This window comes from Woronichinia naegeliana WA131 (assembly GCA_025370055.1).
Lineage (GTDB): Bacteria > Cyanobacteriota > Cyanobacteriia > Cyanobacteriales > Microcystaceae > Woronichinia > Woronichinia naegeliana.
Map to the genome: position 1 here is coordinate 3,524,316 of CP073041.1, position 20,274 is coordinate 3,544,589.

Annotated in this window: 15 protein-coding genes and 2 pseudogenes; 8 read left to right on the plus strand and 9 right to left on the minus strand. The window is 43.2% G+C overall.

Features of this window, described 5'->3' with window-relative positions:
* Positions 1-4: 4 nt before the first annotated feature.
* Together KA717_17840 and KA717_17845 are read right to left on the minus strand one after the other, a co-directional pair.
* Entirely contained in the window at positions 5-2,458 is a 2,454-nt protein-coding gene (locus KA717_17840) for a DUF3769 domain-containing protein (GenBank protein ID UXE64193.1), read from the minus strand.
* Between the two features lie 130 nt (positions 2,459-2,588).
* Entirely contained in the window at positions 2,589-2,705 is a 117-nt protein-coding gene (locus tag KA717_17845) for a photosystem II reaction center protein I (GenBank protein ID UXE64194.1), read from the minus strand.
* Positions 2,706-2,840: 135 nt separating this feature from the next.
* Between KA717_17845 and KA717_17850 the strand changes: the two genes are divergently transcribed.
* Entirely contained in the window at positions 2,841-3,407 is a 567-nt protein-coding gene (locus KA717_17850; GenBank protein UXE64195.1) for a DciA family protein, read from the plus strand.
* 34 nt (positions 3,408-3,441) lie between these two features.
* On the opposite strand, the gene malQ is transcribed toward KA717_17850, so the two are convergent.
* The 3 genes from malQ to KA717_17865 all read right to left on the minus strand — a co-directional run bounded on the left by malQ (position 3,442) and on the right by KA717_17865 (position 7,220).
* The gene (gene malQ / locus KA717_17855) at positions 3,442-4,950 is read right to left on the minus strand and encodes a 4-alpha-glucanotransferase (protein ID UXE64196.1); all 1,509 of its coding nucleotides are present in this window, start codon (positions 4,948-4,950) and stop codon (positions 3,442-3,444) included.
* A gap of 108 nt (positions 4,951-5,058) precedes the next feature.
* Positions 5,059-5,997: a permease gene (locus KA717_17860; GenBank protein ID UXE64197.1), complete on the minus strand. Its 939-nt coding sequence runs from the start codon at positions 5,995-5,997 to the stop codon at positions 5,059-5,061.
* A gap of 344 nt (positions 5,998-6,341) precedes the next feature.
* Positions 6,342-7,220, minus strand: a complete 879-nt coding sequence (locus KA717_17865) for a hypothetical protein (protein UXE64198.1) — start codon at positions 7,218-7,220, stop codon at positions 6,342-6,344.
* A gap of 37 nt (positions 7,221-7,257) precedes the next feature.
* Between KA717_17865 and KA717_17870 the strand changes: the two genes are divergently transcribed.
* On the plus strand, positions 7,258-7,905 hold the full coding sequence (locus tag KA717_17870) for a Crp/Fnr family transcriptional regulator (protein ID UXE64199.1): 648 nt from the start codon (positions 7,258-7,260) through the stop codon (positions 7,903-7,905).
* Between the two features lie 7 nt (positions 7,906-7,912).
* Here KA717_17870 and glgX read toward each other — a convergent pair whose 3' ends face one another.
* Positions 7,913-10,168 (minus strand): glycogen debranching protein GlgX, encoded by a 2,256-nt coding sequence (glgX, locus tag KA717_17875; protein UXE64702.1) that lies wholly within the window; start codon positions 10,166-10,168, stop codon positions 7,913-7,915.
* Between the two features lie 361 nt (positions 10,169-10,529).
* Here glgX and ppsA point away from each other — a divergent pair, with 361 nt between their 5' ends.
* The 4 genes from ppsA (at position 10,530) to KA717_17895 (ending at position 15,019) form a co-directional block, all read left to right on the plus strand.
* Positions 10,530-12,971 carry a pyruvate, water dikinase gene (ppsA, locus tag KA717_17880; protein UXE64200.1) on the plus strand — a complete coding sequence of 814 codons (2,442 nt, stop codon included), beginning with the start codon at positions 10,530-10,532 and terminating at the stop codon, positions 12,969-12,971.
* A 118-nt stretch (positions 12,972-13,089) separates the two neighbouring features.
* Positions 13,090-13,257: a hypothetical protein gene (locus KA717_17885; GenBank protein UXE64201.1), complete on the plus strand. Its 168-nt coding sequence runs from the start codon at positions 13,090-13,092 to the stop codon at positions 13,255-13,257.
* Positions 13,258-13,631: 374 nt separating this feature from the next.
* A complete protein-coding gene (locus tag KA717_17890; protein UXE64202.1) occupies positions 13,632-13,826 on the plus strand; it encodes a transposase in 195 nt (64 codons plus the stop codon).
* A gap of 17 nt (positions 13,827-13,843) precedes the next feature.
* Positions 13,844-15,019, plus strand: a complete 1,176-nt coding sequence (locus KA717_17895) for an IS4 family transposase (GenBank protein ID UXE64203.1) — start codon at positions 13,844-13,846, stop codon at positions 15,017-15,019.
* A 333-nt stretch (positions 15,020-15,352) separates the two neighbouring features.
* On the opposite strand, the gene ppk1 is transcribed toward KA717_17895, so the two are convergent.
* Entirely contained in the window at positions 15,353-17,533 is a 2,181-nt protein-coding gene (gene ppk1, locus KA717_17900; protein UXE64204.1) for a polyphosphate kinase 1, read from the minus strand.
* Between the two features lie 546 nt (positions 17,534-18,079).
* Positions 18,080-18,256: pseudogene (locus tag KA717_17905) on the minus strand (ISKra4 family transposase).
* Between the two features lie 397 nt (positions 18,257-18,653).
* Between KA717_17905 and KA717_17910 the strand changes: the two are divergent.
* Both KA717_17910 and KA717_17915 read left to right on the plus strand, forming a co-directional pair.
* Positions 18,654-19,733 carry an IS1 family transposase gene (locus tag KA717_17910; GenBank protein UXE64205.1) on the plus strand — a complete coding sequence of 360 codons (1,080 nt, stop codon included), beginning with the start codon at positions 18,654-18,656 and terminating at the stop codon, positions 19,731-19,733.
* A 61-nt stretch (positions 19,734-19,794) separates the two neighbouring features.
* Positions 19,795-20,067 (plus strand): annotated as a pseudogene (locus KA717_17915) (ISKra4 family transposase).
* A gap of 37 nt (positions 20,068-20,104) precedes the next feature.
* On the opposite strand, the gene KA717_17920 reads toward KA717_17915, so the two are convergent.
* Entirely contained in the window at positions 20,105-20,269 is a 165-nt protein-coding gene (locus KA717_17920) for a hypothetical protein (protein UXE64206.1), read from the minus strand.
* Positions 20,270-20,274: the final 5 nt, after the last annotated feature.

Below are 20,274 nucleotides of genomic sequence, written 5' to 3' on the forward strand. Positions count from 1 at the left end.
TTGACTAACGAGTGACACCTTGAAGCACTGGATGAATATCAGTTCCCTCAAAAGAGCCAGGATTACCACTCCAGTTAAAATCACTAATCCGCAAATTAATTGAACCGACTTGAAGTTGAGGATTATAACGAAGTTGTAAATTGTAGGTACGACGACTATATTCTAGAAAATAATCAGTACTAATTTCCTTGTTCGCATCAATGCTATAGGAACTTTGCACACCCACTCTAACCGGCCCATAAACCTGCTGAGTAAGGCCCCAGGTTAACACTTGGGTGTCAACAAAACGATCAAAGAGAAAAGGAGAAGCATCTCCTCGTATCGCTTGCTGATAACTCAAATTGAAGCCGGTGTAGTCTAGATAGGGTTCGGAAAAATGACCAAATTGTCCTTGAAAGCCAATATTTCCCGTTAAAGAGGGTTGAGAACTGCCATCACTATAGAAACTGGTAACACCTGTTAACCCAGTAATCAATTGAATATAGGGAACAACGGTAAAAGGAGTATAGCGCAGGCCTTGATCGGGTGTGGGCGGTAAAGCATCTCCAGCCCAGAGGAGGAAAGATTTGCTCAGGGATGCGGCCCCTTGATAACGCATTAAGGTGACTAAATTATTGTCTCGATTGGGACTCAGTAAATTGGTTTGGTCGGTATCCGCTTGAATATCTTGAATGGAGGCTTGATAACTCAGGGCTAAGGACGGATCATTAAAGGTAATGTAGGGAGAGAGGAGCACGGCTCCAAAACTACTATTAACAGTCTGAAAACCAAGGGAGCCATTAAATAAACGTTCTCGATAGTTATATTCCACGCGGAGATCGTAGGGATGATCATTATCGCCGATTTTATTTTGGAGAGCTAATTTGGCCCGCAGCGAATTATCAATTTGATCGAGATTCAGATTAGAAAAATTTAAGGTATTAATTAATTTGGTGCGATCGCTGAAATTGACATCTAGATCAGTAATTAAGCCAAAAACCGCAGGGCAGACCACACAAACCGTTGAATCACTTTGATTAGAAGTGGGAAAAGCATCAGGAAAGAGAGCCTTTTGGATTAGGTATTGGGGTTTAATTTGGAAGCGAGCGACTTTAGTATCAACCACCGTAAAGCCGGATTGAACAAAAAGCCCGCCCCGATCTTGCCCGTCGTAGCCGAAACTGAGAACCCCTGGTTGGCGATCGCGGCGATCAATGGTCAGACGATCCTGAAAAGGTAAAGAAGTTTGTTGATCTAAAACCACCTGTGAACCGCTCAGTTTAACCTCGTCAACTTGGGGGCCAACGTTTTGATAGGTTGCATTTTCCGCCTGAACTTCTAGCTCTGGGGGTGAAAAAGGATCATTAGTTATTCTGACCTTACTAGCATTCCAACCCGCCGAGTCAAAATCCACCCGTTGAGCCTGAAAACGCAGACGATTGACCTGGCCTCCCCTCGGCCCTGAACTGCCCGCCGTCCCAAATTGGTTGAGATTGAAACTGGTTCCCACCGAGATCCCTAAACCTTGATTGGGTGTGACCTGCTGAAGGGGCTGATTCGCAGATAACCGTTCATTGAGGGTTTGGTTAGAAATAATATTGCCGCCTGGATCGGTGGGTAATGCCGGCGCGAGATCCCGTCCTGTGGTGGGCTGATAAATTTCGCCATTGGCGTTGTAAATAACCCCTTTATCCTGTACGAAGAAATATTCAAAGCGTTCTCCTTGGAGTGTTTGATCTCCTCTTGTCAATACCACATTGCCTTCCGCTACTGCAAAGCGATCGGGTAAATTAATTCGCAATCGATCCGCCAATAACACCCCATTGGAAAAGCGCATAACAACTTTGCCGGTGGCCGTCACAATTTGTTGATTCGCCTCGTATTCCTGTTGATCGGAAACCAGTTCTACCACTTCGGGCGTTTTTTCTGACTTAGTAGTATTGACAGGATTAACGGTAGGAGAAGCGGGCTTGGCTAGATCCGTCGGGGCTGCGGGGGGAGGAGTTGCATCAGAGTTTGTTGGTGCTCCACTATTTTCTTGATTAGGATTCTTAGCATCATCGGAGCGAATAATAAATTCTTGAACCTCGCCTTCCCTGGTTTGGGTGATTAAACGTTGCTTAAAATGAAGACGATCGCGGTTTTTACTTAGCCCATAAACTTCCTGGGGGGCGATCGCCGTTAAGGAGCGATTTGGGAAAACTGGCTCAGTGGGAACTTCCTCTCTAGGAGTTTGGACGGAAATGGGTTGACCGAGATCTTGAGCCGCCTGGGGAGGGAGTAATTCAGAAGCGGGAGGTGGCGTAATTTTTTTAGGGTCGGAGTAATAAAACTCAATAACCGAAGGTATAGTAGAAGGGGATTTTGTCGTAGAAGTTCCCGTTGTTTCTGCTACCCAAAAAGGAGTCGTTCTTCTAGGAGTAACGTTTTCGATAACAGATATCGGCGGCGGCTGGGGGGGAAGCGCGAATAGGAACATCTAGGTCAACAACTAAAGCTAGAAATCGGTAGTAGTTACCTCAAACAAAGGAATTAACCACAATAATTGGGACGAGTCAAATCTCGCCCCCGTCGTCTTAATGACCTAACGTTAGCATAGCTTAATGGATTTACTCAAAGTCCTTCCGACCAGGGTTACGGGTGGGATCGCTAGAGAGAAAGCCGAAAATAAACAGGGAGATAAAAAAGCCGACTACAATATAAACGGCAATTTTGAGAGTTAACATAAACGCTCCTAAAGACTGATGGTTAAACGCTGGAACAGCAAAGAAGTGCTATCTTGCCTTAATACTCTATCGCATTTCGGTCTGTCTCTGAGCGGCAAAAATATTCTCCACGAGTGGTAAAAATTAGTTCAAAAAATGGCTTGGAAAGCTTTAGATACCTTACTTCTGGCCCTACAGCAACAACCCAGTTGGGAAGCCTATCGTCAATATCAGCATCTGCTGCAAGTTTGGGAAAAGGTCGTAGAACCCAGAATTTTGGCCGTGACCAAACCGTTAGCTCTCCGTCGTCAAGTGTTTTGGGTTGCCACTATTACCCCTGTCTGGGCCCAAACTCTCACTTTGCAGCGTTATCCTTTACTGAAACAGTTAAATACCCATCTGGCCCAACCCTTGCTGGACTTGCGTTTTTCCTCTGCCCAGGGTTATCAAATTCAAGATTTGCCGCCCTCTCCTCCTCTGGAACCTGTCCAATCCTCTAGCCTCTCTGAAGCAGCGATCGCACCTTTTCTTCCCATTCCCAATCTGGCTGATTCTTCAAGGCCTCCTAAAACCCCAATGGAGGCCTTCGAGCGTTGGAAGAGCGTATTGCAAGCCCGTGCCGAACAATTACCCGCCTGTCCTCGCTGCCAAAGCCCCACTCTCCCTCAAGATCTGGAGCGATGGTCAGTTTGTTCGAGTTGTGTTCGTCAAAGATGGCATTAGACCGATTCTGGAGGATTAAGACAATCTAACCAATCTAACTAAGGCGACGACCATGCAAGGCGGTGAGCCAACCGAGATGTTCACTGAGCCAGGGATGCAGCATTTCCGGTTGATAACGCCAGCCCCAGTTACCTTCGGCGGTTCCAGGCAGGTTCATGCGAGCGTCATTACCCAGTCCCATGACATCCTGTAGGGGAAAAATGGCAATATTGGCCACAGAGGCCAAAGCTAATCGAATTAAGCTCCAATGAATGCCTTCATTACAGATACAGCCCAGGTAGTCAGTGACTCGTTTTTGTTCTTCCGGCGATCGCTGGTTAAACCAACCAACCGTTGTGTCGTTATCGTGGGTTCCCGTATAAACCAGGGCATTGCGATCGTAGTAGTTAAACGGTAAGAAACCATTGCCAGAATCAGAGTCAAAGGCAAAATGCAATACTTTCATGCCAGGGAAATGAAAATCATCCCGTAGGGCCTCCACTGCCGGTGTGATCACGCCTAAATCCTCGGCCACAATCGGCAAATCATCTCCCAATTCTGCTTTGAGGGTAGTTAGGAATTCTCGTCCTGGGGCTTCCACCCATTCACCATTGACAGCAGTTTTTTCGCCTTCGGGAACAGCCCAAAAAGCCTCAAACCCCCGAAAATGGTCAATGCGGACAATATCAACATATTTCAACACAGAGCGAAAACGATTGACCCACCAAGCAAAATCCGTTTCCTGCAATTTTTCCCAGTTATAAACCGGATTTCCCCAAAGTTGACCCGTTTCACTGAAATAATCGGGGGGAACCCCTGCCATGAGAGCCGCTTCTCCCGTTTCCTCGTTGAGACAAAAAATATCGGGATTAGACCAAACATCAGAGCTATCGTGGGCAACGTAGATGGGAATATCCCCAAATATTAAAACTTGATTTTCATTGGCGTAGGTTTTGAGTTCTTGCCATTGACGGAAGGTGAGGAATTGCAAAAATTGATGGTAGCGAATTTCCTCGGCTAATAAATCTTGCCAATAACGGATCGCTTCGGGATGACGTTCGGCGATCGCCAGATCCCAGGTATGCCAACTGGCTCCTAGATGGTGTTCTTTGAGGGCCATAAACAGGGCATAGTCCGTTAACCAATCTGCCTGTTGTTCAATAAAAGCGACAAAATCGGCCTTGAGTTCCGGTAAATCTTCCTGTTGAAACGTACTCCAGGCCTGTCGAAACAGGTTAGCTTTCAAACTTTTTACCGATTCAAAATCGACTCTTTCAGGATTAAGCGTTGGTAGATCGTCCAAAGCAGAGGCAGGGATTAACTCCGCTTCTACTAACTTATCAGGACTAATTAGCAGAGGATTAAGGGCTAGAGCCGAATAACAAAGGTAGGGGGAATTGCCGTAGCCCGTGGGGCCAAGCGGGAGAATTTGCCAGATACGTTGATGACTTTGACGCAAAAAATTAATGAAGTGATAAGCTTCCTCCCCTAAATCACCAATGCCAAACCGACTGGGGAGAGAGGTGGGATGCAATAAAATGCCACTGGAGCGTTGGTTTAACATTCGGGTTGTTTTTGACTTTATCTCTGCGTTTTCATCACTAATAATAGTTGATAAAATCGTCACTCAAAGCAATTTATTGTTGATCTACCTTGATATCCCGTTTTGACATTAGGTGTTCACGAAATTCCAGTAGTAGTCGAGCAGCAGAGCAAATAGTAAAATTGATTGGCCGATAAGAACGATAAAATAAATGAGAGGCTTGGGCTGAAAGGTAATGAACAGGAGTCCTAAGCTCTTCACGTTAAGGATACCGCCAACTAAAAGAAAGGCGAGTACGGCTCCAGACCATAAATGATCCAGGTAAGGCACGAGTAAGGCGTTAGGGATAATTGCCTCTAGGGATAATACAAATCCTAACCCCATCATCAGTAAGGTTTGCTCCAGGGGATTTACGGTTTGTTCTAGGAGAATTGCCTGGGGAATGAGAGCCTGAATCAAGGCCGCGATCGCCGACGCTAACATTAGAATGACACCGAATTCCAGACATTCCTCCATCATATTAATCATCAATAGCCGGAGCTTTTCTGGCCAGGGACGTTGATGAAGTTGAGGAACCGCATACTCATAGATTAAGTTGCCAGTACGTTGTAGCGGATCATGACAATCCTGGGATTCCACAAAGGAACCCGATCGCAAAACAGGAACTCTGGTCAGAGGATTGAGGGGCGGCTCTACCCTAGGTTTTTCTCGGTAGCTACTAAAAATGAGCGCAATGGCGATCGCGATCAACCAGGTCAACAGAATGCGAAGAAAGGCTATCCGAGGTTTATCAACTAGAGTATTGGTTGTACCCAGAATGACCACCAAATTGATGGTCGGAGCAGCAATCAAGGCACTAATGGCTAAGGATAAGGGTGCGCCCTGGAGCAATAAACGCCGCACAATGGGAATGATGCCAATTTGACTGAGGGGAAGAATAAATCCTAAACAACTGCCTACCATGCTACTCAGGATGCGATTGCGGGGAAAACGAGCTTCTAATTTGTGTTCATCCACCAGCACTAATAAGGCACTGGAAATTAAAGTCCCAATTAAGAGAAAAGGCAAGGACAAAAAAACTTGACTCAAAAAAAGCGTGAGTAGATCACTCGGTTGGGGCAGTTGCATCATGGGACAATTTCACTGAGTCAAGGTAGGCATTCTGTCTAAACAACTTATCTTAATCCGACTCTAAACTATCATTTTTGTTATCTTAATGAACTATACCACCGCAATAAAATTTCCTAAAAGCCCTAAAAACAGAAAGAAAGCCAACGACTTGCCGTGTTTCGTCTTGGCTCTCTAACCGGTTCGCTCCTCACATTTTTATAAATTACAGTATTTTTGCCTATTTGTCATCCTTTCCCTAAAAATTTTTATCAGTTTTTGAACTAGTCCAGCGATCGCCATAATTAAAGTTGCGTTGGGGCAGGGTAGCCTAATTTATCAACTAAAAGCTGCTGGAGCAAGGCTTGGGTAATCAGAATCAGGTTTTCCTGAAAGATTTGAAAGTTTGATTTTTGTTGGTGAGGACTTGGGCTTTGATTTTTTCCGTTGCGACTCTGCCAAGCCTGGGCTTCGTAGTCTAAAAATTTTTTGCTAAGAGCCAGTCCTTGTGATTGCCATTGTTTTGGGGAAAGGGTTTCTGGTTGATCTAAGATTCTCAAAACTTGTTCTAGAAGTGTGGATAGGACGGGAGGTAATACTAGGGAGACAACTTCCGAGTTCAGAGGGGAAACCCTGGCCGCATTTTTCTCAATCGTTCTTAAGCGTAGCCAAGCACAAGCCCGCGCATGGGTATATTGGATATCAGCGATCGGGACTGGGGCATCAATACCAATGACTAGAGAATCTCGGCCGATGCTCGTTTGCAGCATTGACTCTAAATAGGTTAGCCAGGGCAACAGCAAATCATAACTAATCGTAAACGTTAACCATTCTGGATGGTGAATCTGTACCGTAAAAGGCAGATCTAAGCTCTGATTGCTCCCCTCTTGTGATTCCACTAATTGCTGTTTAATCTGTCTTGTTAGCTTTTCAGGAGGATCGCCCAAGGGTTGGCAAAATTTTAAGGCGATCGCCGAGTGATAGCATAAGTGTTGCTCTGTTAGGCACATTTTTAAGGGAATTTGCTCCCAGGTAGGCAGAAACGACGAAAATTGAGAAGCGATTTTCTGACCGATGTAATGCTGAAGCTGTTTTTTTAATGACCCAGTAGATAACAACTCTGCTGATTTTTGGTAACTTAACCAGATAAGCTCACAATTGCCCTGGGATAAATTGATGGCCATTAGCGACTTCTCCCCCCTAACCACTTGGCCGGAACTGGTGCAATGGGGCCAAGAACATTACCGCGATCGCACCTTTGCTAAAGATAGCCTGATTCCGACTCGTCCTGGCCTATTGTACCTAGTTCATCAGGGTAGAGTTCGTCTAAGCAGTCAAGCCATGGGCGGGTCTAATTCCTCTTCTGAAAAAGAGCTTGGAGAGGGGGAATTCCTACTCGGATTTTTTGGTCTTGGTCAACCCCTAGAAATTCCGACTCAAGGGGCGTTCCGCTACGAAGCCTATGCCCATCTTGAGCAAACAGCCGTGATTTGGCTCTATTGGAATGAATTAAAACAATGGCCCAGCCTATACTTAACCATTTTGGAACAGTTTCACCAAGTTCAGCAACGTCAACTGGTTTGGATGAGTATTCTTGGTGAAAAATCAACCCTAATGAGATTACTCAATTTTTTGATTTTACTCCTACGGGAAAGTGGAGAGAAAACAGACACAGAATGCTATTTACCCTACTTTATTAGCCAGGCCCAAATTGGCAGTGCGATCCGCTCTAACCGTGTAACCATTACTCGCTTGATGGTTAAATTGCGAGAACAGGGTGTGATTGTTCCCCATGCCAACAATTTTATTATGATTAGCCCTGGCAAACTTTACCAAACCTATGGCATCCGATTAGAAACTGCCCCCTAATTGAAGGCTATTTTGCCATTAATACCACTGAAGTACGAGCTTGCACTAAATAACTAGTTTTGAGAATTTGAGGCGCGATCGCCAACTCACAAAAATCCTGGGGACTCGGCAGAAAGGTGTCAATCACTCGATACCATTGTTTACCCTTCGCTAGGGGCGGTAAATTGAAGACTAACGGCTCCCAATAGGCATTCAAAATAATATGTAATTGTTCTCCAGCCCTGGGATGGTGAAGCGTAAAGGCGAGACTATGGGAATCATAAGACCAGTCTGGTAGGGCCACATCGACCCCATGCCAAGTAACGTGGGGATTGGGATGGCTCTCGGTCATGCCCAAATAGATATGTTTCAGCATTTCCAAATTGACTGGTGGCGGCGGTATTACTTCTCCTGTTTCAGGATGAATTTCCAGTTGCGGTAACTCATTAAATCCCAAATCTAAGATCTCTAAAACCCGTTCTTCCTGAAAAATTTTCAAGGATTGGGTTAACTGAATTAAACCCCTGACAAAATGGGTTTCTTCTGCATGGCTTTCTTCCCCTTGCCAGTCAAACCAACTTAGTTCATTATCTTGACAATAGGCGTTATTATTGCCTTTTTGAGTGCGACGAACTGGATCTCCCATCAACATCATTGGGGTTCCCTGGGAGAAAAAGAGAATGGTTAAAAAGTTTTTAATTTGTCGCAACCGTAGAGCATTAATGAGTGGATCATCGCTTTCCCCTTCAATACCACAATTCCAACTGCAATTATCGTTAGAACCATCTCGATTTTCTTCCCCATTAGCCTCATTATGTTTTTCGTTATAGGAAACTAAATCATTCAGGGTAAAGCCATCATGACAGGTGACAAAATTAATGCTGCGGTTAATATCAGTATCCTTGCGATGGTAAATATCAGGACTCCCTAACAGGCGATCGCCCAGACGTTTGACCATACCACAATCTCCCTTAACAAAGCGACGCACATCATCTCGATAGGGGCCATTCCACTCGGCAAACCAATCCGCTAATTCTACAAATTTACCAACACTATACAAACCGGCCGCATCCCAGGCTTCAGCAATTAATTTGGTTCCCGCTAAAACCGGATCGGATTCGATCGCCCAGATAATATTGGCCGTTCCTCCCTCCACTCCATGAATGGGATTGCCCTTAATATCCCTCGCAAAAACCGAGGCTAAATCAAAGCGAAAACCGTCAACGTGCATCACCGAAACCCAGTAACGCAAACAGTCGAGAATCAGGCCGCCGACCACAGGATGATTGGCCTTGACACTATTACCACAACCACTGTAATTGCTGTACTGACTCTCATCCTCGTCCAAAATATAATAAGTCCGATTATCAATGCCCCGAAAAGATAGGGTTGGCCCATTTTCATTACCCTCAGCCGTATGGTTAAAAACCACATCAAGAATGACTTCAATCCCTGCTTTATGAAGGGCCTTGACCATATCTCGAAACTCGTCAACCGGGCCAATCGGGTCTTGACTGGAACTATAGCCACGATGGGGCGCGAAAAAGCCGATGGTACTATAACCCCAATAGTTTGTTAAACCAGGCTGGGCATCCTCTGGATCAAAATAATGAACCGGCAGCAATTCCACTGTGGTAATGCCTAATTCCTGCAAGTAGGGGATTTTTTCAATTAAGCCGGCAAAGGTTCCCCGTTTGTTCTCTGGTAGAGCGGAATTGGGATTTTTGGTAAAACCACTGACATGCAATTCGTAGATCACACTATAAGCATAGGAAATCCGCAAGGGAGTATCCCCTTCCCAATCGTAATGGTAAAGACTCGTATCAACGACCACGCCTCGCAATGCTGTGGCACAATTATCCACTCCGTACTGCATGGCAACTTTACGATCATAAATCTCATCCCCCACGATCGCTTTTGCATAGGGATCAAGTAAGACTTTACTAAAGTCGAACCGTAATCCCTTTTCTGGTTCAAAGGGACCATTTACCCGATAGGCATAGACCTGACCAGCCTCTAAACCCGGCACAAAAACATGCCAATAGTAAAAGGTCTTATTACATCGAAGATCGAGGGTAATCACCCGTGAAGGTTGGGGCGCATTCGGGTGATCAAATAAAAGTAGGACAACTTCCTGAGCAAATTTAGAGAAAAGGCAGAAGTTCACTCCATCAGGATAGACAGTCGCCCCCAAAGGGGAGGTTTGGCCCTGACGAAGATCCTGATTGATAGGGATGGCCGTTACGGAGGAAATATTTAGGGCTGGGGCAGAACTTGAGATCATCATTACAGAAGAAAGGGAACGGTGAAGCCAGGCGTTTTTTGACAAGACTGACGCGATCGACTTGCCAGATCCGTACTAGGAAATAGTTCACAATTATCCTATCAGTTCTCTGAAAAGTTTTAACAGCAATAATGACAGTTTTGTTAAGATTAAGTAACATAAACTTTGCTGGTTTTGAGATTATAACATTTTCGGTCAATCTTTAGATAAACCTTAAGTATTTATTTGGTTTTATCTATAATTATTGGTATTTTTTTAAGAAGATTATCAACTTGTAAATTAATTCAAACAAATTGGGTATCGCTACTCAGTTATCGTTAGACTAAAGGTATTAATTAGAGGCAATTAGAGGTAAATCGCTATGATCAATACACTGTTAGAAAAACCCTCTACGGTTAATAAAGAAAAGGCTTTTATTCTTTGGTTTGAAGAAGTGGGAACCCAGGATGTGGGCTTAGTGGGGGGTAAAAATTCCTCTTTGGGGGAAATGATCCAAGAGTTAACGACCAAAGGCGTAAATGTGCCAGGCGGTTTTGCGACCACAGCCCATGCCTATCGCTATTTTATTGAGTCTGCCGGTGTTGAAGCTAAATTACGAAAATTATTTGCTGATTTGGATGTTAACAATTTACGTAATCTGCAAAAACGAGCGAAAAAAGCCCGTGCTCTGATTTTAGATACACCTTTTCCTCAAAATTTACAGGATGCGATCGCTGTTGCTTATGCGGAAATGTGCGATCGTTATGGGGAAAATACTGATGTAGCAGTGCGTTCTAGTGCCACCGCCGAAGATTTACCCGAAGCTAGTTTTGCAGGTCAACAGGAAACCTATCTAAATGTGCATGGTATCAAGGGTGTTTTAGAGTCCTGCCATAAATGTTTTGCGTCCCTATTTACGGATCGGGCCATTTCCTACCGTCAAGAAAAAGGGTTTGATCATTTTGCCGTTGCCCTGTCCGTTGGTGTGCAAAAAATGGTACGGTCTGATTTGGCCACTTCTGGGGTAATGTTCTCCATTGATACGGAGACGGGGTTTAAAAATGCAGCCTTAATTACCGCGGCCTACGGCTTGGGAGAAAACGTGGTACAGGGTGCTGTTAATCCCGATGAATATTTTGTCTTTAAACCGACGCTCAAAGAAGGCTTTAAACCCATTCTCGAAAAACGTCTGGGCAGTAAGGCCATTAAAATGATTTATGAAACTGGCGGTAACAAGCTAACCAAAAATGTGGAGGTTCCTCAGGGGGATCGCGACCAATATTGCATTAATGATGAAGAAATTCTACAACTAGCTCGTTGGGCCTGCATTATTGAGGATCACTATACTCAAGTGCGGGGTATGGATACGCCGATGGATATTGAATGGGCAAAAGATGGGGTAACGGGAGAATTGTATATTGTTCAAGCCCGTCCTGAAACCGTGCAATCCCAAAAATCGGCCAATATTATCAAAACCTACGAGCTAAAAGAGCATAGCACTGTTTTGGCAACGGGTCGCAGTGTTGGGGCTGCGATCGGTCAAGGCAAAGCCCAGGTGATTCACAATGTTTCCCAAATTAACCAGTTCCGTCCTGGTGAAGTTTTAATCACCAACCGTACTGACCCCGACTGGGAACCGATCATGAAACAGGCTAGTGCGATCGTGACTAATCAAGGGGGAAAAACCTGTCATGCCGCAATTATTGCCCGTGAGATGGGGATTCCCGCGATTGTCGGTTGTAATGATGCCACTGAAAAAATTCCTACAGGTCAGGATGTAACGATTTGCTGTTCCGAAGGAGAAGAAGGCCGCGTTTTCACAGGTCTTTTACCCTATCAAATCCATGAAACTGCACTCAACAACATCCCCCGTACCAAAACCCAAATTTTAATGAATGTGGGAAATCCAGAGCAAGCCTTTGGTTTTGCGAGTTATCCCGCTGATGGTGTGGGTCTTGCGCGTTTAGAGTTTATTATCGCTAATCATATTAAGGCTCACCCCTTGGCTTTAATGAAATTTGATGAATTAGAAGATCCCGAAGCCAAAGCCGAAATTGCTGAGTTAACGAAACTCTATGTCGGCGATCGCGCTCAATTCTTTGTGGATAAGTTGGCACATGGGATCGGCATGATTGCGGCGGCGTTCTATCCCAAACCTGTAGTCGTGCGGATGTCGGATTTCAAAACCAATGAGTACGCCAATTTACTCGGTGGTCGTCAGTTTGAACCGAAGGAAGAAAACCCGATGATCGGTTGGCGCGGTGCGTCTCGTTACTATGATCCGAACTATCGTGAAGCCTATGCTTTGGAATGTAAGGCTTTGAAAATCGTCCGCGATGAGATGGGCTTAACCAATGTGATTCCGATGATTCCTTTCTGTCGCACGCCTGATGAAGGTCGCAAGGTGATTGCAGAGATGGAAAAAAATGGTTTGAAACAAGGGGAAAACGGCTTACAAATCTATGTGATGTGTGAGTTACCCAGCAATGTTATTCTCGCCGATGAGTTTAGCAAGGTGTTTGATGGTTTCTCCATTGGCTCCAATGATTTAACCCAATTAACATTAGGTTTAGACCGTGATTCTTCCTTAGTTGCTCACTTATTTGATGAACGCAATGAAGGGGTTAAACGCATGGTTAAAATGGCGATCGAGACTGCTAAAGCCAATGGTCGCAAGATCGGGATTTGTGGTCAGGCTCCCTCAGATTATCCAGAGTTTGCGGAGTTTTTGGTTGAGCTTGGCATTGATTCGATCAGTTTGAATCCAGACTCGGTTCTGAAGACTGTTTTACGGATTGCTGAGGTTGAAAAAGCCAAAGGTTAATCTATAATAAGAGTTGGGGGGATAAATTATTCCCCAATCTGCATAACTTAAGAATCAAAATTCTTGACTAAACAATAAACTAATAAACTTTATATGTTTACTAAAAGGAGCTACTGTTATGATTAAGCCACAAAATTCAGAAAATGAAAAATTTGATGAAGGAATTAATAGTCCAGAAAAAACTCAAAATTCAAAAAGTCAAGGTTATGGCAATGTAATCAGCAAAAATAAATTCAGAACGATTTTGCGTCGTTTCAGCGATTCACCAAATTGTCAAGAATTGTAAAGTCCTCTTGGTGTAAGGTTTTCAGAGCTATCAAGTTTTGAATTTGGAATTGCTGCTTTTGTCAGAGCAAGAGAGCTATAATGAAGAAAAAAGGCTAGTAGAACGTCAACTTTATTTTGATGGGTTGCTAGATTCTCAAAGCCTTGCCAAAATAGACTTACGGGTTCTTGTAGCTGACTTTTCCCGTTAAGTCCAAAATCCAGCAATGCAAACTTCTAGAGGCTTTATCTGGCAAGGGTTTGAGTAATGATTCTCTTGACAGGAAAAAAATATTCTGAAGCCATCATCCCGCTTATCGTTCAAATTTCAAAAACAAAGGATGAAGGGAGTATGAGACTGTAAAATGGAGAAAATCTTAAAGGGCAGGTCAAAAAATGTTGGAATGGTGGACAAAAAACTTTGCCAGTTGTGAATTGGGAGACGAGAGGCTAAACAATCGTGCCTTCTCGATTGGGAAAAAGTTAAGTGAGGGGTTTGGAAAAGCCTTATCAGAAGTGTTTAAGGGAGGAAACGAGTTAAAGAGGGCCTATGAATTTTTGGGAATCCGAAAACAGACTTTGTCAAGATAATAGAGCCGCACTGTGAAATGACAACTGCCGCCGTAGAAGAATATAAGATAATGCTATCAGTCGGAGATACGACCTTCTTAGATTATCGCAATATCAAGGAAAAAAGGGAAGGGTATGGGCCGACTGGAAAAGGAGGGAATGGATTAATACTGCATAGTGCTTTAGCAATTGAGCCAGAAAAAGGACAAGTATTAGGTTTATTATGGCAAAAACTGTGGAATAGGGAGGTAAAAGAAAAGCCCCCAACAGATGAAACGGCGAAGCAGAAAAAAGAAAGACAGAAAGAACAAAGAAAAGCAGCTCGTCAAAGACCATTTGAGGAAAAAGAATCCTACAAATGGGTAGAGGCTCTAAACACCTGTGAGAAACAGGTAGAAAGTTCAACGAGGGTAATTCATGTATTTGACAGAGAAGGAGATGTTTCAGAAGTCTTTGACTCAGTGCGTCAACTCAAGCATACAGGAGTGCTGGTCAGAGCGTCTCATAATCGTAGTTTAGACAAAAATAGTGAACGACTTTGGCAACATTTGGAATCAGAACCGATTCGTTTTCATCAAGAAATCGAGATTCCGAGTACAGGAAAAAGAAAAGCACGGAAGGTTAAGCTTGCCGTCCGATTTTGCTCAGTTAATCTACGAACTCCCTATCGTTTTGATAATCGTGACCCGTTGAATGTCTATGCTGTTTATGCGACAGAAATCGATTGTCCCGAAGGCGAAACTCCTTTATCTTGGATGCTTCTGACTACAGAAGTTGTTGAGACTATTGAGATGGCTGTCACTATTCTTCGTTGGTACACCTACCGATGGCGGGTTGAAGAATTTCATAAAGTCCTTAAGTCTGGTTGTCAGAGTGAGCGTTATCGACTTGCCTCTGATGGAATGAAAACTCTTTTGGGTTTTTTAAGTGTCATTGCTGTTGAACTTTTACACGTTACTTATCTTCATCGTACCCAGCCCGATGCTCTCGCGATTGAAATTCTTAATCCTCTTCAACTTCAGGTGTTAAAAGCAGCCGCCTCTCAAAAACTTCCCCCTATTTTGACTGTTGCTTGGGCTGTCGAGTCTGTTGCTTTTCTTGGTGGTTATCTTGAACATCGTCGTAAAACTCCTCTCGGTATCCAAGTCCTTTGGCGCGGTTGGTTGAAGTTGCATGACCTTTGCCAAGGCTGGCAGCTTGCAATCCGCACTTAACGGGAAAAGTCAGGTTCTTGTAGCCCCTCATTTCAAGCTTGACAGACCACTAGAAGCAAGGTGGAGTATATGACAAAGCCAAGAGCCGCAAAACCAACAGTACAATTTATAGATAGCTACGGTAGGGCTTGCTGAATAAGTATAGAACTCTTGCCAGATAATGCTTTCAAGCATTTTAAAAACGATCAGGTGCAAGGTTATGGCCTTTGGAGGCTCAAAGCCCATGCACGTCGTTGGAAAACTGGGGGTTGAAATTGGAAACAACTCTCTGAAGTCACCATTTTTCGCCTCCTGTGGCATCTAGGTTCGTTTTGTGGACTTTTTTAGCAGACCCTAATTATCAAGCTCATGTTCTCGATGAGCTTTGAGGGCCATTTCCATAAAAATAGCCTGGGCACTCTGTTCTTCGTTCGGGTGATTGGGATAACGCTGAATATAACTGCCGTCGGACTGGAGTTCCCAAGCATGGCGATTATCGGCCAACAAAACACCGAGAATTTCCTGTAATTCCTGAGCACTGGTGGGATCTTCAATCGGCGCGATCGCCTCTACCCGACGAGTTAAATTTCGCCCCATCCAATCTGCACTACCGATATAGATTTCGGACTGGCCATGATTGTGGAAATAGTAAATGCGAGAATGTTCCAAAAAGCGACCCACAATACTAATTACCCGAATGTTATCACTAATCCCTTCCACCCCAGGGCGTAGAGCACAGATACCACGCACAATCAGATCAATTTGAACACCTGCCTGGGAAGCTTCATATAAACTGCGGATAATCGGTGGGTCAACCAGGGCATTCATTTTGGCCACAATACGACCGTTAACGCCGTTGCGACAATGGTGAATTTCACGTTGGATCATTTCGATCATGCGATCGCGCATATTAACAGGAGCAACCAATAATTTACGATAGGTTTTTTGGCGAGAATAGCCTGTGAGAAAATTAAATAAATTGGTTAGATCGGCTCCTAATTCCTCTCGGCAACTTAAAAAGCCTAGATCAGTATAAAGTTTTGCCGTTTTAGGATTATAGTTGCCCGTGCCAATATGAACATAGCGACGTAGTTTCTTCCCTTCTTGACGCACAATTAAAATGGTTTTGGTATGGGTTTTTAAGCCCACTAATCCATAGACCACATGGACACCGGCCTGCTCTAACTTTCTAGCCCAAGTAATATTATTTTCTTCATCAAATCGGGCTTTTAATTCCACTAGTACTGCCACTTGTTTGCCATTTTCGGCTGCTGAAATTAGAGCGTTAACAATGGGGGAATCTCCAGAGGTACGGTAGAGAGTCATTTTGATAGTTAAAACCTGGGGATCATAGGCGGCCTGGGTAATAAATTGTTGTACAGAGGCTCCAAAGGATTGATAGGGATGGTGAACTAAAATATCGCCTTCTCGAATGAGGCTAAAAATGTCTGAACCATCCTGTTGGACTTCGCCATCATCATTACCATCGACAATTTCCTTAACCCGTTTTAAGACATTGGGAGTGACCGCTATCCAAGGGGCATCTTTCAGGTGAGGACAGGGCAAAGATTGAAAATAAAACAGATCTTTTAAGCCCAAGAGGCCATCAATGTCGTAAACATCAATTTCTTCTAAACCTAAGTCATTTCTGAGGCGATCGCGGATCGCTTGGGGCGTGGAGACATGAATTTCCATCCGTACCGCAGACTTGCCAATCCGTCGTTTTCGTAATTCCTGTTCAATGGCTAAGAGCAGATCATCTGCCTCATCTTCCTCGACGGCGATATCAGCGTTACGAGTCACACGAAAAGGATGACATTCCTGGATAATCATGCATGGAAACAAGGCTTCTAAATTATGGGCAATGACCTGTTCTAAGGGAACCCCTGTCCAAACCCAGGTTTCTCCTTTGGCCGGATGGCAAATATCTTTGGGTAAGGAGACAAAACGAGGCAGCACTCGTGGGACTTTTACCCTCGCAAATAATTCTTCATCTGTATCCGGATCTCGGACAACAACCGCTAAATTGAGACTTAAATTGGAAATGTAAGGGAAAGGATGGCTAGGATCTACGGCAAGCGGGGTCAATACGGGAAAAATATAGTCTTCAAAATAGGAATGTAGAAAAGCCCGTTCTTCCTGACTTAAATCCACATAATTAATTAAGTTAATTCCCTGAATTCTTAGGGCTTCCTTAAGGGAATATTCAAATAAATGATCCTGTTGCTTGACTAATGGTCGTAATCCATCACTAATGGCTACTAGCTGTTCCTGAGGAGTCTTGCCATCGGGAGTTAATTTTGTTACCTCTGCTTCAACTTGTTGTTTCAAACCTGCGACCCTAACCATAAAGAATTCATCGAGGTTAGAACTAAAAATTGCCAAAAACTTTAATCTTTCTAAGAGCGGTGTGCGTTCATCTAGTCCCTCATGCAGCACCCGATAATTAAAGGCCAACCAACTCAGTTCTCGGTTAAAATAATACTGAGGATCAGTCAGATCAAGAATTTTAGGAGCTACTTTGGTCTGAGTCATGGGAAAAAGAAAGCTTAGTTCGTTCAGGATTGCTCAATTCTACTACATTCCGTTAAAAGAGAAATGATCAACAGGTTAAGGCCAGCAAAAATAAATTTGGAACGATTTTTCGTCGTTTCAGCGATCACTGTAATTGTTAAGAATTATATAATCCTCTTATTACAAGGCTTTTTATGCCATGAAACTCTAAATTTAGAAGTACTGGCTAATAAGACAGGGCAAACGCATCTTATTTTTGAATGATAGGCTAGGTAAAGGTTTCAGCAATCATTATTGATTTTTTATAAAATACTAAAAGGCTTGTCAAATAAAGAGTCTAGAATTTTGATGCGTTTGCCCTGGGGGGACAGACAGGGCGAACGCATCTAAAAATGATACAGATACAAGAACATTATAGAGGGATAGATAAGGGAAAATAAGGGAAAGTGCATAGAAAACAAAAGCGATGAAACTCCGACCCAAATATAGACTGGTAGAACACTTTGCCGAAATAGATGACCCTCGCATCGAACAGGTGCGACCTTTAGTTGATAAAAGCTGTTGTAATCAGGGTTCTACAGGGAACCCATATTGATCAAGTTTTGCCCAAAATTGACTCCATCGTTCCTTGGTCAATACCAAAGCTCGTAGGCTCAAAATAATTCCTGCTCCTTTTTCCTTCCATCGCATCCCTGAACAACATAATCGTTGTTTGACCAACGTCTTACAAGCTGCTTCCGTCAGCAATTCTCAGTTTTAGACACAGCAAGCCTTTTAGGGATTTAAAGAACATTTTAAAGGGGTTTTTGGGGCAATCCTAGATGTACTATTGTGCCTAAAAGCTTGAAGACTCGTAAAATGAACTTGTTAATCCCGTTGAATTTTCCCCCGTATTACGCGAACTAAAACCTGAAACCCTTGCTACAGCCCACATTCCGTACATAAAAAAAGAACAAAGAAAATAAGAAAAGTCATTATGACAAAAGATAATACTGGGTACTGGTATCGTGTGATCAAAGCTAGAAAAAGTTATGGTGTAAGAGTTTGAGAAAATAGAAAATAACTTACGACTGGACATATTCCCGTTTTTGTTATACTATTATTATTGTCATTATATTAAAGAAAGGGAAAACGGAAAGCAATGTCAACATTGAATAAAAGCTCAATTGACCTCCTAAGTGATATTGGCTTACCTCAAGAGAAAGAGGAAGCCTTATTTCAGAAAAACTGCCCTCATTGCTATAGTGAAAAAGTAAAAATACATTCTCATTACCAAACGAAAGGTAACGGGGAACGTAAAATGTTCATCTGTCAAGAATGTGGTTCTTGTTTTGCTGAGACTTATGGTAGCGTAATCGCTGGCTTAGAAACCCCATTAAGTGAAATTGTAAAAGTATTAAAAGCCAGAATGGAAGGAATAGGATTAAATGCAGCAGCCCGAGTATTCGGCTACGCAAAAACAACAATATTGAATTGGGAAAAGAAATTATCAGGATTACAAGAGACATTATTTTTATACGCCTTAGTGAATGAATTTGTTAAATTAGTAATAGAAGGGGATGAACTATACACAAAAGTTGGAAAAAATAAAGAAGCAAGTGCCTCTGAGGGGTGGACAATCGTGCTCATGGACAGGGCTAGCCGCTTTATTTGGCATTTAAAATGTGGTAAAAAAGAGCAGAAATTATTTCTAGAAGCAATGATGACGGTAGCGGAATTATTTGAAAGGAGTGCAGAATCTCTCCAGTTATTTACAGATGGAGAAAAGCGATATAGTCAACTGCTATTTAATATTTGTCACGAAGTATTAAGGACTGGGAAGCGAGGTCGTCCCACCAAAGTATTACCGAAGGGTATGGTGGTAAGATTAAAAAATAAGAGTAGTAAACGTCGAGATTCTGAGGGTAAACTAGAGAAAGTAGAAACTCCGAAAACTGAACATCCTGAGACAACAGAAAAACCAGAAGACAAGGATGTTCATGCCAACCACGTTGAGGCATTTAATAGTTCTATCCGACGCTATTTAGCCGCCTTTCGTCGTCGAACAAATACTTATGCTAAATCTGTTGTGGGATTACAGCGAGTGCTAGATATTTTCTGGATGGTTCATAACTTTGTTCGCAGCCATTTTACGACGAAAAAAGTTCCTGCGGTAGCTCTCGGTATAATTCAAAAAGGGTTAACTTGGGAGGACTTACTCCAAATTCGCCTGATTTGTTGAACCTCTTGTATTGCAACGTTTATAGCTTCTAGCTAGACGATACCAGTGCCAGAATCTTACCGAGAAACTACAAGCGGCGATTACTTATTACGAGAATCATCAGCATCAAATGGATTATGCTGAATACATAGAGAAAAAGTATCCGATTGGTTCAGGTGTTACGGAAGCAGCTTGTAAGACGTTGGTCAAACAACGATTATGTTGTTCAGGGATGCGATGGAAGGAAAAAGGAGCAGGAATTATTTTGAGCCTACGAGCTTTGGTATTGACCAAGGAACGATGGAGTCAATTTTGGGCAAAACTTGATCAATATGGGTTCCCTGTAGAACCCTGATTACAACAGCTTTTATCAACTAAAGGTCGCATTCATCTTAAGTGGGATGCACCCTCGCCGCTTGTAGTTTCTCGGTAAGATTCTTAGAATGACTTTTTTCTTCTTTGACTTCTTTCATCAGATTTAGCAGTTCTCCTGCTTTTCCTTTTTCATGCTTGAGTTCTCGACAATTTTTACTCAACCATTCTTTTTGTTTTGACACGGTAT

Bases quoted from the DNA above. Each gene is read 5' to 3' on its own strand.
- KA717_17840 (UXE64193.1), bottom strand. From the start codon at position 2,458: ATGTTCCTATTCGCGCTTCCCCCCCAGCCGCCGCCGATATCTGTTATC.
- KA717_17845 (UXE64194.1), bottom strand. From the start codon at position 2,705: ATGTTAACTCTCAAAATTGCCGTTTATATTGTAGTCGGCTTTTTTATC.
- KA717_17850 (UXE64195.1), top strand. From the start codon at position 2,841: ATGGCTTGGAAAGCTTTAGATACCTTACTTCTGGCCCTACAGCAACAA.
- malQ (UXE64196.1), bottom strand. From the start codon at position 4,950: ATGTTAAACCAACGCTCCAGTGGCATTTTATTGCATCCCACCTCTCTC.
- KA717_17865 (UXE64198.1), bottom strand. From the start codon at position 7,220: ATGGCCATCAATTTATCCCAGGGCAATTGTGAGCTTATCTGGTTAAGT.
- glgX (UXE64702.1), bottom strand. From the start codon at position 10,168: ATGATCTCAAGTTCTGCCCCAGCCCTAAATATTTCCTCCGTAACGGCC.
- ppsA (UXE64200.1), top strand. From the start codon at position 10,530: ATGATCAATACACTGTTAGAAAAACCCTCTACGGTTAATAAAGAAAAG.
- KA717_17885 (UXE64201.1), top strand. From the start codon at position 13,090: ATGATTAAGCCACAAAATTCAGAAAATGAAAAATTTGATGAAGGAATT.
- KA717_17890 (UXE64202.1), top strand. From the start codon at position 13,632: ATGTTGGAATGGTGGACAAAAAACTTTGCCAGTTGTGAATTGGGAGAC.
- KA717_17895 (UXE64203.1), top strand. From the start codon at position 13,844: ATGACAACTGCCGCCGTAGAAGAATATAAGATAATGCTATCAGTCGGA.
- ppk1 (UXE64204.1), bottom strand. From the start codon at position 17,533: ATGACTCAGACCAAAGTAGCTCCTAAAATTCTTGATCTGACTGATCCT.
- KA717_17910 (UXE64205.1), top strand. From the start codon at position 18,654: ATGTCAACATTGAATAAAAGCTCAATTGACCTCCTAAGTGATATTGGC.